Origin of the sequence: Neisseria sp. HMSC066H01 (assembly GCF_001837375.1) — a bacterium.
Taxonomy (GTDB): domain Bacteria; phylum Pseudomonadota; class Gammaproteobacteria; order Burkholderiales; family Neisseriaceae; genus Neisseria.
Window position 1 is genome coordinate 206,840 of record NZ_KV832189.1, and the last position, 13,890, is coordinate 220,729.

At 47.8% G+C, this 13,890-nt stretch carries 13 protein-coding genes; 4 read left to right on the forward strand and 9 right to left on the reverse strand.

From position 1 onward, the window contains the following. Nucleotides 1–421 precede the first annotated feature (421 nt). From HMPREF2551_RS01215 to HMPREF2551_RS01255, 9 genes are all read right to left on the reverse strand, one after another. Nucleotides 422–781: a YbaN family protein gene (locus HMPREF2551_RS01215; protein ID WP_070824330.1), complete on the reverse strand. Its 360-nt coding sequence runs from the start codon at nucleotides 779–781 to the stop codon at nucleotides 422–424. 14 nt (nucleotides 782–795) lie between these two features. Next, nucleotides 796–1,392, reverse strand: a complete 597-nt coding sequence (locus HMPREF2551_RS01220) for a DUF1415 domain-containing protein (protein ID WP_070836836.1) — start codon at nucleotides 1,390–1,392, stop codon at nucleotides 796–798. 117 nt (nucleotides 1,393–1,509) lie between these two features. Beyond that, nucleotides 1,510–1,992 (reverse strand): Lrp/AsnC family transcriptional regulator, encoded by a 483-nt coding sequence (locus HMPREF2551_RS01225; RefSeq protein ID WP_003684427.1) that lies wholly within the window; start codon nucleotides 1,990–1,992, stop codon nucleotides 1,510–1,512. Between the two features lie 392 nt (nucleotides 1,993–2,384). Continuing rightward, entirely contained in the window at nucleotides 2,385–2,843 is a 459-nt protein-coding gene (locus tag HMPREF2551_RS01230; protein ID WP_070836837.1) for a pilin, read from the reverse strand. A gap of 121 nt (nucleotides 2,844–2,964) precedes the next feature. Then, nucleotides 2,965–3,453, reverse strand: a complete 489-nt coding sequence (locus HMPREF2551_RS01235) for a pilin (protein WP_070836838.1) — start codon at nucleotides 3,451–3,453, stop codon at nucleotides 2,965–2,967. Between the two features lie 791 nt (nucleotides 3,454–4,244). Next, complete coding sequence (gene glnD / locus HMPREF2551_RS01240) at nucleotides 4,245–6,803, reverse strand: [protein-PII] uridylyltransferase (RefSeq protein ID WP_070836839.1); 2,559 nt, start codon at nucleotides 6,801–6,803, stop codon at nucleotides 4,245–4,247. A gap of 19 nt (nucleotides 6,804–6,822) precedes the next feature. Beyond that, entirely contained in the window at nucleotides 6,823–7,119 is a 297-nt protein-coding gene (locus HMPREF2551_RS01245) for a helix-turn-helix domain-containing protein (RefSeq protein ID WP_003680870.1), read from the reverse strand. Between the two features lie 422 nt (nucleotides 7,120–7,541). Beyond that, nucleotides 7,542–7,982 carry a TIGR01244 family sulfur transferase gene (locus HMPREF2551_RS01250; protein ID WP_070836840.1) on the reverse strand — a complete coding sequence of 147 codons (441 nt, stop codon included), beginning with the start codon at nucleotides 7,980–7,982 and terminating at the stop codon, nucleotides 7,542–7,544. A 78-nt stretch (nucleotides 7,983–8,060) separates the two neighbouring features. Continuing rightward, entirely contained in the window at nucleotides 8,061–9,812 is a 1,752-nt protein-coding gene (locus HMPREF2551_RS01255; RefSeq protein ID WP_070836841.1) for a M61 family metallopeptidase, read from the reverse strand. A 332-nt stretch (nucleotides 9,813–10,144) separates the two neighbouring features. Here HMPREF2551_RS01255 and ccoN point away from each other — a divergent pair, with 332 nt between their 5' ends. Genes ccoN through ccoP form a run of 4 tightly spaced genes read left to right on the forward strand, consistent with a single transcriptional unit; the run spans nucleotide 10,145 to nucleotide 13,763 of the window. After that, nucleotides 10,145–11,578, forward strand: coding sequence for a cytochrome-c oxidase, cbb3-type subunit I (ccoN, locus tag HMPREF2551_RS01260; RefSeq protein ID WP_210400273.1), 1,434 nt, complete (start codon nucleotides 10,145–10,147; stop codon nucleotides 11,576–11,578). A gap of 24 nt (nucleotides 11,579–11,602) precedes the next feature. After that, nucleotides 11,603–12,214 (forward strand): cytochrome-c oxidase, cbb3-type subunit II, encoded by a 612-nt coding sequence (ccoO, locus tag HMPREF2551_RS01265; RefSeq protein ID WP_003748778.1) that lies wholly within the window; start codon nucleotides 11,603–11,605, stop codon nucleotides 12,212–12,214. A 4-nt stretch (nucleotides 12,215–12,218) separates the two neighbouring features. After that, entirely contained in the window at nucleotides 12,219–12,386 is a 168-nt protein-coding gene (locus tag HMPREF2551_RS01270) for a cbb3-type cytochrome oxidase subunit 3 (protein WP_003680865.1), read from the forward strand. 30 nt (nucleotides 12,387–12,416) lie between these two features. Next, complete coding sequence (gene ccoP / locus HMPREF2551_RS01275; RefSeq protein WP_083323090.1) at nucleotides 12,417–13,763, forward strand: cytochrome-c oxidase, cbb3-type subunit III; 1,347 nt, start codon at nucleotides 12,417–12,419, stop codon at nucleotides 13,761–13,763. Nucleotides 13,764–13,890: the final 127 nt, after the last annotated feature.

The following is a 13,890-nucleotide window of genomic DNA, read 5'->3' on the forward strand; positions in this document are numbered from 1 at the left end:
GTTGCGCCGTTAGAAACTTCGTCGAGAAAGCACGGCGGTGAAATATTCAGGCCGTCTGAAAATATCCAGACGAACTGCGCGGTTGTGTCAGGGGAAAGTATAACGCAAAGCAAGTGTTAAGGGACGGTTTAGGGTGTTGGAATCAAAAGAAATGTTGATACAAATAAAGGAATCAAAATGAGTAGAGTAGTTGGAGGTAGTAAAAAAATGGTTTTGAAACAGGAGTTTGAAATATCGGAAATAATGCTATCGAAAAAATACTTTGAATTAATTTTAGCTAAAATTTACATTTGATTGAATAAATGGAGGCCGTCTGAAAATGAGGGTTGAATAGGGTAATTTAGGTGTTACTGATTGTTTTGACGGATAAATTGGGTATAAAAACAAAAACAGGTAAGCGAAAATGCCCACCTGTTTTATTTTATGCTTCCGGCCGTAACCACATCCACACAGCCACGCAACTACAGAAGATTGATGATACGGCACCAATCCACCAGCGTTCTGGAAATTGCCAAAACATAAATAGGCAAGAAAGAGCCATCATGCCGATAGCGAAGAACTTTGCCTTGCGTGGCACGGCGCCGTTGTTTTCCCAGTTTTGTATGATCGGACCGAAATGGCGGTGATGATACAGCCAATTGTGAAAGCGCGGCGAGGCTTTTGCCCAGCAGGCGGCGGTCAATAAAATGAAAGGCGTAGTCGGCAGTAATGGCAGGAAAATGCCGATAATGCCCAAGACGAGTGACAATGCGCCGCAAAAAATCAATAAATAGCGAACCATCTTCCCATCACCAATTATTTGTTTTCAGATGGCTTGTGATGCGGAAATGGACAACGCGGAATGTCTAATTTATCCCAGCCCTCATGCCCCATTTTTTCCAGCAGCGCGATATTGCGGTCAAAAATTGCCGAGGCATCGGGAAATGCTTCAGCCGCTTTGGCAATACTGTCTTCACGAATCAGGTGCAAGGTCGGGTAGGGCGAACGGTTGGTGTAGTTGCTGATGTCGTCGGCTTCTGTGCCTTCAAATTGAAAATCAGGATGGAACGGCGCAATTTGGACAATCCCTTCCAATTCGTTTTCTACAACGGCATCGTCAGTAATTTCCAGCATTTGGTTGAAGGTTTCAAAATCAGGGAACAGCGTCGGATGAACCAGTAAAGTGGTTTCCAATTCCGAAGCGGGTGTATTGCCCAGAAGCTGCAATTCACGATCCAAGTCTTCAAGGAAACCGTCCAAATGACGGGCTTTGCTGACAACGATGCGAACCAGGTTTTTAACATGCGGCGCTTTGGCAAACGGGCAGAGATTCAGCCCGATAACGGCTTTTTCCAGCCATTGTTTGGTATGTTCTGAAACAGTATTGGTATCGAGATGGGCGGTGTCTGTCATGGTAAAAGCTTATGTGAATTATTCTTAAAAAGTATACAAGTGTATGGACGTGAAAGCAAACCATTGGAATTTAAAAGGCCGTCTGAACAACAGACGGCCTTTATCAGTTTCAAATCATCAATCCTGAACCAAATGAACCAAAGGCAGAGCGGTCGTGTTTTTAATTTCTTTCAACACAAAACTCGATTGCGCATCTTGCACGCCGTGGTGCGAAAGCAGCGTATCCAAAACAAAATGGGAAAACGCGTTCATATCGGTAAAAAAGGCATGGAGCAGATAATCGGTTTCGCCCGTTAAAGCAAAGCAGCTCAATACTTCCGGCCAAGCGCGGACAGATTCGGAAAAATCCTCGCGTGCATCTTTTGCCTTGCTAATCGATACACGGATAAAAGCCTGCAAACCCAAGCCTAAAGATACAGGAGAAAGCTGGGCTGCGTATTTTTGAATAATGCCTGCATCTTCAAGCTGTTTGAGACGGCGCAGACAGGGAGAAGGGGATAGCGCCACCTTTTCAGAAAGCTCAACATTGCTCAACCGCCCATTTTCCTGCAAAACCTGCAGAATCTTTAAATCTGTTTTATCCAAGTTTAGATGAGGCATGATGGTTCTCCCAATGTAGACAATGTATGTTTTAAAAATGAAAAATGCTTAAAAATAAAGACTTGTATGGTTAAATTATATATTGAGTTCAGATGTGCGACAAATTGTCTTATCAGGGGTGTTGCGAATTTGTTTTATGTAGTGGTGAAAAGATGAAGGCCGTCTGAAACTAATCAAGATAAAAGTTTTATGTCATATTAGGATTAGATATAAAGAGGCCGTCTGAAAATGAATTTCAGACGGCATTTATTTTCGTAATGTGATGATTCAGGCTCTTAATGACCTTGTTTTGGAGAGTTTTGTTCTTTTGGTTTGTTCGTTTTCCGCGTTTGTATTTGGCTTTGTTTGGGGTGTTTTCTTCGCAATGTATTTTTGTGTTTTGGGAAATAAGCTTACAAGCTTTGTTTGCAGGATACAGGAAGGAAGTGTGTATCCATGGTGCCACCGCAAGACCAAACTGTTGTGCCTTTGGTATTACCTGTTTTCGCAAAGCTTGGTATTAGGTGAATTTCGGTATTCTTCACAGGTACGGCGGCTTGATTACCGATGGCGGCAACAATAGTGCCGTTATCTTCAATACGGACAATCTTTACATAGTTACCGACTTTATTGTCGTCTGAAGCGAGTTGCTTGATGTTGAGGTCAAGCGGCAAGCTGCCTTTATCTGCATAGGCTTCTTCGACGTAGCTTTTCATACTGCCTGCCAGCATGATACCTTCTGCTACTTGTGCTCTGGCAACATAGTTTTGGTATGCAGGAAGAGCTGCTACTGCCAAAATGCCGATGATGCCGATAACAATCATCAACTCAATCAGGCTAAAGCCGATTTGGGCGTTGCGTAGTTTTTTCATTTTTTGAGTATGTTGTTTTCTTATTTTTATTTTATAAAGCAAATCCCATAATTCTTATGGGATTTGCTTTGAGTCGAATATCTTTTGTTAGATATTTAAATTAGATTAGCTAGCTTTATTTTTATTCCACAGCAGGACGGCAAGAGGAAGGCAAGAATTTTGTAGCTACGCCACCAGTTGCACCTGGAGTACAAGTCCAGGTAAAGGAGCCGTTAGCAGTCGCAGCTGCACCAGGAGTAGCACTGGCAGTAGTGGCATGAGGAGTAAGTGATACGGTTTTGCCTTTAATTTCGTTATTTACGTCAGTAGTTTTCATTGTGGCAGTAATAACACCATCACCACCGACTTCTACTTGTGCAACATATTTACCTTTAATATCAGCAGCCGCTGCAATACCTGCCGCTTCATTACTTGCAGGCCATGCACCTTTATCTGCATAGTATTCAACAACAGCGGACTTTTGACCTTCCATCAAAGAGATGGCTTCAGAAACTTGGGCACGTGCAGTGTAGTCTTGGTATGCAGGCAGAGCGATAACTGCCAAGATGCCGATAATCGCGATGACGATCATCAATTCGATCAGGGTGAAACCTTTTTGGATTGCTTTCATTGTTTAAAACTCCAGTTTGAAAGTGTGAATAATTATGTTTAAGTAAAAAGTCCGTAATGTGCTTGGCACTATGTATTATGAGTAAACCATAAAGTAAGAAGGAATATACAGCTTCCGTCGGGCTTGCTGCTTTGAGGCTTGAGCCTTATCGGACGTGTTGTTTCAAGCAGTCGGTGTGCCAAGTGCGCAAAATTGATTAAAAAATTTATTTTTTATTTTTTGTTTATTGTTTTTATTGGGTTTATTTTTTAATTTTTAAGTTTTATGAGGTTTTGTTTGAAAGTTTCAGGATTTTAGGGAATTTGGGTGGTTGACGTTTTTTGTCAGTTTTGTGTTTTTTGTGACAGGGAGTGTGTGCGAGTTTGGGTGTGTGACGTTTTTTGTCAGAAATTAAGCTTGTTTAATAATATGTTAATTGATTTAGATAGACGGTATCTTTATGGATTAATCGGTAGGTTTAATATTTTGTGATTTTATTTTTTTGTTTTTTATGGGTTTTATTTTGTATGCGTATTTTGTTTGAATATGAATGGGGAAAATATTTGGCAGGAAGGATTTTTAAAGAGGGTTTGGTGTAATAGGTGAATGAAAATTTGCTATTAGAATTATATCCATATAGGTTATGATTTTGGAATGTAATTTTATGTCAGAAGGAAGTTTTGGTTCGCATTTTAAGGCTTTGGATTTCTTGAGTGTTTGAGAAGGGTATATTCAGGATGTTTATATTTTTGGGTGCGATTAGGGTGAGTAAAAAATGCTCACCCTATGTTTTTAAGATGTTCAGACGGCCTTTATGGGGTCAAGACTTCGATCAATGCCTGTTTTAGGGTGTTTTGGGTTTGCGGGTCTTGTAGGGATGGGCTGTAGGTGATGAAGCTGTCCTCAATGCGCTGATCCAAGGTGGTGATTTTGGCGTAGCGCAGGCTGATGTTGTGTGCGAAGAAGGTCTCTGCGATGTCGGCGAGGAGGTGGGGGCGGTTGACGGCTGTGATGTCTATGGTGTGCCAGCCGGGGTAATCTTCTTCGGGGGTGATGATTACGGTAGGCGGAATGGGGATGTGGCGGATGCGGCGGCTGATGTGCGGGCGGCCGCTTTGTTTTTGGACGGTGGTATTGCCGTGGATGAAGCTGTTGAGTTCGGCTTCGAGTGCGCTTTGGCGGTCGGGATATTCTTCGGGCGGGAGATTGTCGGGAAGTTGCAGGATAAAGGTGTCGAGGATGTAGTCGTGCTCGGTGATGAAGGCGCGTGCGGCTTGGATGTCGAAGCGGTGGCTGCTGAAGATGCGGCAGAGACGTGCGAAGAGGCGGTCGCCATTGGGCATGAACACCATGACTTGAAGGCTGTTGCTTTGGGGGAGGATGCGGCTGCGGACGGCCGGACTTTGGGTGTCGTAGGCGAGGTTTGCGGTGTGCCAGAGGATTTCCCGTGTTTGATGGCGGACGTAGTATGCGCTGCCGAGGATGCGGCGGAGCTTTTGTTGGTTTTTGAGGGGAACGGCTGCGCGCGTGAGTTGGTCGGCCGCGGCTTGTTCGCGTCGGTTGGGGAGACGTTCGGGATCGTGGTTTTTGCTGTTTAAAACGGCGGCGGTGCTGTGGTAGAGGGTTTGGAGCAGGCTGGCGCGCCATGTGTTCCAAAGTTTGGGGTTGGTGCCGCGGATGTCGGCAATGGTAAGCAGGTAGAGTGCGTCGAGGTATTCGCGTGTGGGAATACGGCGGCAGAAGGCTTGGAGGACGTGCGGGTCTTGGATGTCTTCTTTTTGGGCAACAGTGGACATGAGCAGGTGGTTTTCAACCAGCCATGCGAGGAGGTGGCTTTCTTCTTCGGTGTAGTAGTGGTCGGCGGCGAATTGCTGGGCGTCTTTGATGCCTTCTTTGGCGTGATCGCCGCCGCGGCCTTTGGCGATGTCGTGCAACAGGGCGGCGGTGTAGAGGACGTGTGGTCGTGGGTAGGCCTGCATGATGGCGCTGGCCTCGGGCATTTCGTGGCTGTGGGTTTCGATGGCGAGACGGCGCATATTGCGGACGACGGTCAGGATGTGGTCGTCTACGGGGTAAATATGGAAGAGGTCGTGTTGGAGCAGGCCGGTGATTTTTTCCCATGCGGGGAGATAGCGGCCCAGTACGCCGTAGAGGTTGAGAAAACGGAGGGTTTGGGTGAGGCCGGTGCCGTGTTTGAAGAATTGGATGAAGCGGCGGCGGTTTTCTGGGTTTTGGGTGAAACGAGCGTTGATTTTCCGTGTGGCCGCCCACCATGCGCGCAGGGTTTGCGGCTCGATGGTGGTGATGTTTTGCTCCTGCATGGTTTGGATGATGGTGAAGATATGTTCGGGATTTTGTTCAAACAGGGCAAGATCGTTGGCGGCGATTTGGTGGCCGATGCGTTTGTAGCGGCTGTCGATGGGGTGGATATGTTGGGGACGGCTGGAGGTTTGATGGTTTTTGAGAACCGGTATGAGGATGCCGTTGAGTTGTTTGATGGCTTTGGTGGCGCGATAGAAGGTGTGCATCAGGGCTTCGCTTCTGCCGCGGATGTCGGGTTGGGTATAGCCTAAGCTTTCGGCGACTTGGGACTGGTAGTCGAAAAGCAGTCTGTCTTCGGGATGGTCAGCGGTAAGGTGGAGATGAATGCGGATGTTGGCGAGGCGGCGGTAGCCGTGGGCCAGCATGCCGGCTTCGGTGCGGGTGAGGAAGCCGGCGGTAACGAGGGCGGTGGGGTTGCTGTCTATGCCTTGTGCTTTGGCTGTCCAGATAAGGGTGTGGATGTCGCGCAGGCCGCCGGGGCAGGTTTTGATGTTGGGTTCGAGTTGTGCGCCTGTACCTTGGGATTTGGTATGGCGTTGCTCCATTTCGAGGAGTTTGGCTTCGATGAAGGCGGCTGTGTTGCGGCGTGTGTTGAGTTTGTTTAGAAGTTGGGCGGTAAGGTTGGGATTGCCTTGGAGATGGCGTGCTTCAAGAAAGGCGGTTTCGCCGGTAATGTCGTTTTGGGTGCTTTGGAGGATTTCTTCTATGCTACCGCTTTTGATGGCGGGATTGAGGCGTGCGTCCCAAAGGGTTTGGATAAATTGGGCGGTTTGTTGTTGCAGGCCGTCTGAAAAAGGAGTAGAGGAAATAATCGCTAAATCCCAGTCTGAATGGGGATAGAGTTCGCAACGCCCGAAGCCGCCGATGGCAATCAGACTGATGTCGTTGCTGTCGGGAAAGTGGATTTGCCAGAGGGTTTGCAGCAGGGTTTCGGCAGCGGCGATATGGTCGCGGAAGTAAGCGGTAGGGCGGTTGTTTTGGCGGTAGGCGGCTTCTGCTGCGGCTTTTTGCTGCCGGTAGGTTTGGATGGCTTGTTGGGCGGCGGTCATGATGGTGTCTGGTTGTGAATTAGGCTTGGGTGTCGGCAGGCTCGGTCATTTGGCGGAGCATTTCTTGCGGCGGAAGGAGGAGTTTGTAAGGGGCGATTTTGAGTGCGGATGCGATTTTTTCGATGTTGGAAAGGGCGATGTTCCAACGTTTGCGCTCGACGGCGGAGACGTAGGTGCGGTCAAGTCCGCATTGGCGTGCGAGTTCTTCTTGCGACCAGCCGTGGTTGACGCGGTAGAGGCGCATGTTGTAGGCGATAACGGCGCGGAGGTCTTGCGGATCGGGCAGGCTGGGAGGGGGCGTGAGTTTGTTGACCATGGTGTTTTGGGTTTGTGGTTTGAACGATAAGGGGATTTTATACTATTTTTGCTAGGGGAAAGGAAAGGCCGTCTGAAAGTTTCAGACGGCCTTCAAGAGGGTAGGTATAAAAAAAGGGGGTGGCACTCAGCCACACCCAAACACACACACATCAAGAGGAAAGAAAAATCATTTAATAAGAGAGCTGGCTCTTATCGAGGAAACTGGAAGATTCGGGCATGGCCCTGAATCATTGGAAGGCATTATAAATGAAAATAGGATTGGGGTATTGACACAGGTCAATTCTGTTTTAATTTAGAAAATATATCTCCAAGATAGTGGAAATAAATTAAAAATAAGCTAAGGCCATCAGGCCGTCTGAATAATCGGTTTCAGACGGCCTGATGGCCTTAAGGGCTACTAGTTACTATATAAATTAGGTATTAAGCCAAACCTTTATCTTTGGCTTCTTGCAGGCGTGCTTCAAAGTTGCTGAGGTTAACGCCTGCCTGTTCGGCTGCGGCAACCACTTCGGCTACGGATGCGCCGTGCTGCACTTGATGATAACCCCAAAGCAGGGAGCAGCGAGTGCCGGTACGGCAGAAGGCAAGGATAGGAGTTGGAGATTGTTGCAACAGATTTTGAAAGGCTGCAACATCGGCTGCGTTGATTTGAGGCGCGACAACGGGCTGGTGTAAGAATTGGTTGATGCCGGCCTCTTTAAACCAGTTTTGGACTTCGGCAAAAGCCGGTTGGTTTTCTTCTTCGCCGTCCGGACGGTTGCAGATGACGGTTTGGATGCCGAGGCGTACGGCTTCTTGGACATCGGCTTCGGTCAGTTGGGGAGCGATATAGAGGGAGTCGGTCAGTTTACGGATGGGCATAGTTTTTCCTTTCTTTATATTGAATGGGTATGTTGATTTCAGACGGCCTGTGAAGTAGCAGGCCGTTTGAAGTTTTATTTAATGATTGTACAACCAGTTTTCGAGTTTTTGGCGATCGGTAATGTGCAGCAGGGCGGTATTGGCTTCTGCTGCTTGGACTGTGATACTGGTCTCGCGCAATAGGCCTTGGCGGAAGAAATGGATGGTGGTGCGCGTGCCGATAGGCAGTTTGCTCCACTGTGCCGCAAGGTCGTTGCAGGCGTAGCCGCCCAAGGCGATGATTTTGTCTTGCGGGCAGAGTCCGGCATTTTCTGCGCTGCCGCCATTGAATACATGAGTCAGGATGGCATGGTCGCTGTTTTGTTTGAAACGTGTGCCCAAATCGTTGGCGGGTGCAACCGATTGGGGTTCACTTGCAAATGCTCCTCCGTGTTGGCGGGGCAGGGGGATAAAGTCGAGTTTGACACCTACGCTTTGCAGGCATTCTGCGAGCGGAAGGTCTTCGGTGCTGTATAAGGCCGTCTGAAAGAAGGTTTCTAAATCTAAACCGGTTATTTCTTGGCAACGGGTTTGCCAGTGTTTTTCGGGTATGCCTTGATGGGTATTGCACCAGTCGCGATAGTGTTGCTGCATCACGCTGTCGAGGGTGTATCTGCCTTGGCTTTTTTCACGGATGATGAGGTCGAGGCAAAGTGCGGCCAGTGCGCCTTTTTGATAATAGCTGACGATGGCGTTGGGGCTGTTTTCGTCTTGTTTGTAGAACTTGTCCCACGCGCTGAAACTGGATTGGGCAAGTGTTTGTTTCAGACGGCCTTGTGTCTGCTGGACGCGTGTGATGCCTTGTGCAAGCAGGGTAAGGTAGGCTTCGGGGCTGATGGTTTTGCTTCTGGCAAGAAAGAGGTCGTCGTAATAGGACGTAATGCCTTCAAATGCCCAAAGTTGCTCGGTGTAGTTTTCTTGGTCGAGGTTGTAAGGTGCAAATACGGCCGGTTTGATGGATTTAACGTTCCATGCGTGGAAGTATTCATGGGAAAAGAGGCCGAGCAATTCGGTATAGGCTTTGTCGGCCTCGTTCATATTATAGGGTGGCAGGCTGTGGCGGTCGGCGAGTAGGGCGGTGCTGCTGATGTGTTCCAGCCCGCCGTAGAGGTTGTCGCCCAGATGTAGTAAGAAAAGGTATTCGGTAAACGGGGCAGGGGAGGGGAACATCGCCAACTCGGTTTCGCAGATTTTTTGAATATCGGCGAGGAAGCGGGTACGGTCAAAATCGGGATAGATGCCGCTTAATGCAATACGGTGGGGAATGCCTTGTGCTTCAAATTCGAGAAATTCGATGATGCCTGTTTCAACCGGGTGGTCGATAAGCTCGGCGTATGAGGCCGTCTGAAAAGTGGTCGCCGAGGTTTGGGGCAGTGTGGTGGCTATCTGCCATGTGTGCGGCAGGGTGGAAAATTCGATTTGATGTGGCTGGTGTTCTTGTCTGTGGACTTTTAAGAATAGACACGCGCCGTCGAAAAAGCCGCGCTCGGTGCTGAGGAACGAGCCGCGAACGGATAAGTCGAATGCGTAAACAGTGTAGTAAATTTCCCACGCTCCACTGAGGGCAGGGGTTTGCCAATGGTTTTTGCTGGTTTGTGTCAGCGGTTGGGCTTTGCCGTTGCAGCGCGCGCTGATGTGTGTGATGTGGCGGGCAAAGTCACGGATGAGGTAGCTGCCGGGAACCCAGTTGGGTAAGCTGATTTTTGTTTCTGAATCATTGGTTTGAGTGAATGATAAGGTGATGTGCCATTCATGAGACAGAAAGTTGGGGGTAATTTTGTAATTAATCATGGCTATTGGTTAATTTGCTAAAGTTTATTAAGAAGAAGGGGTTTTAAGGGGTGGGCTTAATCTATATCAATAAAACTGTATGAAAAAGGGGGCTTGAAAAAATACCCTGTCCGATTTAATGCGTATGTTTTAATAATTTATTGATTATAAAAGAAATGAATTTATGTCTTGCTAAATATTTTATGCAATGTGGAATGTAATTTTGCTTGGCATGTTGTGGTGTCTATGTTAAATTTAGAAAAATTTGAGCCTTGGCCGTATTGCGCTTTTCGTAAATGCAGGGGTTGGGGTGAGATAAAAATTTTTTATACCCATAATTTATGGAGACTTCCATGGACACACAAACTTATAACTACAAAGTGGTGCGCCAGTTCGCCATCATGACTGTAGTTTGGGGTATTGTGGGCATGTTGGTCGGCGTTATCGTCGCTGCCCAGCTTTTTGCTCCGGCCCTCGATTTATCCAATATCGGACCTTGGTTCCACTTCGGCCGCCTGCGTCCTCTGCACACCAATGCGGTTATTTTTGCATTCGGCGGTTGCGGTTTGATCGGTACATCATACTACGTTGTTCAACGTACATGTAATACCCGTCTGTTTGGCGGTTGGTTGCCTGCATTTACCTTCTGGGGTTGGCAGGCTGTCATCGTGGCTGCGGCTATTAGCTTGCCTATGGGTTATACCCAAGCTAAAGAATATGCTGAATTGGAATGGCCTATCGACATCCTGATCGCTTTGGTTTGGATTGCTTACGCCATCGTATTCTTCGGTACGATTGCCAAACGTAAAATCAAACACATTTACGTTGCCAACTGGTTCTACGGCGGCTTCATCTTGGCTGTCGCACTGTTGCACATCGTCAATAACATCAGCATCCCTGCCGGTCTGATGAAATCTTACCCGGTTTACGCAGGTGCGATTGATGCGATGGTTCAATGGTGGTACGGCCACAATGCGGTGGGCTTTTTCCTGACAGCCGGCTTCTTGGGTATGATGTACTATTTCGTCCCTAAACAAGCAGGCCGTCCGATTTACTCTTACCGCTTGTCCGTCGTCCACTTCTGGGCTTTGATTTTCACTTATATGTGGGCTGGTTCTCACCACTTGCACTACACCGCATTGCCTGACTGGACTCAATCTTTGGGTATGGTATTGTCTTTGATCCTGTTTGCGCCTTCTTGGGGCGGTATGATCAACGGTATCATGACTCTGTCCGGTGCATGGGACAAACTGCGTACCGACCCGATTTTGAAATTCTTGATCGTTTCTCTGTCTTTCTACGGTATGTCTACCTTCGAAGGCCCGATGATGTCTATCAAAACCGTTAACGCTCTGAGCCACTACACCGACTGGACTGTTGCACACGTTCACGCCGGCGCATTGGGCTGGGTGGGCTTTGTAACCATCGGTTCCGTTTACTATATGATTCCCCGCTTGTTCGGCAAAAATGAAATGTACAGCACCAAATTGGTTGAGGCGCATTTCTGGATTGCGACCATCGGCGTGGTTCTGTATATCGCTGCAATGTGGATTGCCGGCGTAATGCAAGGTCTGATGTGGGGTTCTTTGAATGACGACGGCACACTGACTTATTCCTTCGTTGAATCCGTAAAACGTACCATGCCTTACTACATGATTCGTTTCACCGGCGGTCTTCTGTACCTGAGCGGTATGTGCATCATGGCATATAACGTTTACCGTACTGCTATCAGTGGTAAAGCAGTTGATGCTGAGATTCCTGCGGTTTCTCAAACTCAACACCACTAATGACAAGAAAGATAGGCTACCAAAATGAAATTACAACAATTAGCTGAAGAAAAAGTCGGTGTACTGATTGTATTCACCCTGCTTGTAGTCAGCGTCGGCCTTCTGATCGAGGCTGTTCCGCTGTTCTTCACCAAGGCAGTTACCGAACCTGCACCCGGCGTGAAACCATATAACGCCCTGCAAGTGGCCGGTCGCGATATTTATGTGCGCGAAGGCTGCTACAACTGCCACTCTCAAATGATTCGTCCATTCCGTGCAGAAACTGAACGTTACGGTCATTACTCCGTTGCCGGTGAGTCTGTTTATGACCATCCGTTCCAATGGGGTTCTAAACGTACCGGTCCGGATTTGGCTCGTGTCGGCGGCCGTTATTCCGATGAATGGCACCGCATCCACCTGCTGAACCCGCGCGACGTTGTGCCGGAGTCCAATATGCCTGCATTCCCATGGCTCGCACGCAATAAAGTCGATGCCGAGGCAACTGTGGCGCATATGAAAGCCCTGCGTAAAGTGGGTACACCTTACAGCGATGAAGAAATTGCCAAAGCACCTGAAATGCTGGCCAACAAATCAGAGCTGGACGCTGTTATCGCCTACCTGCAAGGCTTAGGCTTGGCATTGAAAAACGTAAGGTAACATCATGGACGCGAACTGGGCTCGCTCGCTCTTTACTGTTTGGGTTTTTATCAGTTTCATCTTAGTGCTTTATATTGTTTTTAATCGACGTAATAAAAAGAACTACGATGATGCTGCCAACAGTATTTTTGACAATGATGATAAAGGGTCGTCTGAAAAAGACGGGCGATAACAGTTTAGTCCGTGATCACGGAGCAAAAGAATGAACACAACATCCCAATTTACCAGCAATTTCTGGAATATATACATTGCAGTTATTGTCGTGCTCAGCTTTATCGGCTTGGCATGGCTGCTGCTTTCCCAAAACGTTGTGAAGCGTCCTAAAAAGGGCGAAGAAGTCAAAACGACAGGTCATGAATGGGACGGTATTGAAGAATACAACAACCCGCTGCCGCGTTGGTGGTTTTGGCTGTATGTCTGCACTTGGATCTTCGGTATCGGCTATCTGGTCATGTATCCGGGTATCGGTGACTTTAAAGGTATCTGGGGCTGGACTAGCCACGGTCAGTATGAAGAAGAGGTTGCCAAAGCCGAACAGAAATACAGCCAAGTGTATGCTAAGTTTGCCAAAATGCCGATTGACCAAGTGGCTAAAAATCCTGAAGCACAAGCTATCGGTCAAAACCTTTTCAATACCTACTGTATCCAATGTCACGGCTCAGATGCCAAAGGCTCTAAAGGCTTCCCAAATCTGTCTGACGACGACTGGTTGTGGGGTGGCGAACCTGAAAAAATTCAGGAAACCATTGAAAAAGGCCGTACTGCCGCCATGCCTGCATGGGGTCCTGCTTTGGGTGAAGAAGGCGTGAAAAACGTAACACAATATGTTATGTCTCTTTCTAAACCTAAAGGTCAATACGACGAAGAACGTGCAGAACGCGGTAAAGCCCTGTTTAGCGGCCCACCTGCCAACTGTTTCACTTGTCACGGTGACAAAGGTCAAGGTATCCAAGGCCTCGGCCCGAATCTGACCGACGATGTATGGTTGTGGGGCGGTACTCAAAAAGCGATTACCGAAACCATTACCAACGGCCGCAGCAGCCAAATGCCTGCTTGGGGTCACTTCCTCGATAAAGACAAGCTGCACATCATGACCGCCTATGTTTGGGGTTTGTCCAACAAAGACGGTAAAAAAGCTCCTGCTAAAAAAGCGGAGCCTGCTCCGGCAGCTCAACCTGCCGATGCTTCTGCTCCGGCGGCCGCTTCGGCTCCTGCTGCCGATAAAGCTGCTTCAGATGCTAAAGCTGCTCCGGCTGCTGAAGCCAAACCTGCTGAAAAAGCAGAAGCAGCTCCGGTTAAGGTAGACGGCAAAGCTGTTTTTGAAGCCAACTGTAAAACATGTCATGGCGGTATGATTCCGGGCGCACCTGTTGTCGGTAAAAAAGACGACTGGGCTCCTCGAATTAAGCAAGGTAAAGATACTTTGCACAAACACGCGCTTGAAGGTTTTAATTCAATGCCTGCCAAAGGCGGCAACAGCAGCTTGAGTGACGATGAGGTTAAAGCGGCTGTAGACTTTATGGCAAATGAGTCCGGTGCAAAATTCTAATTTTGAGTTGGATTGAAAAAAGCGTACCTAACAAGGTACGCTTTTTTATGTTTGATAAAACCAATAAGAGAAGACATATCAAAGAGGTGAAATATATAAGGCCGTCTGAAACATTCAGACGGCCTTT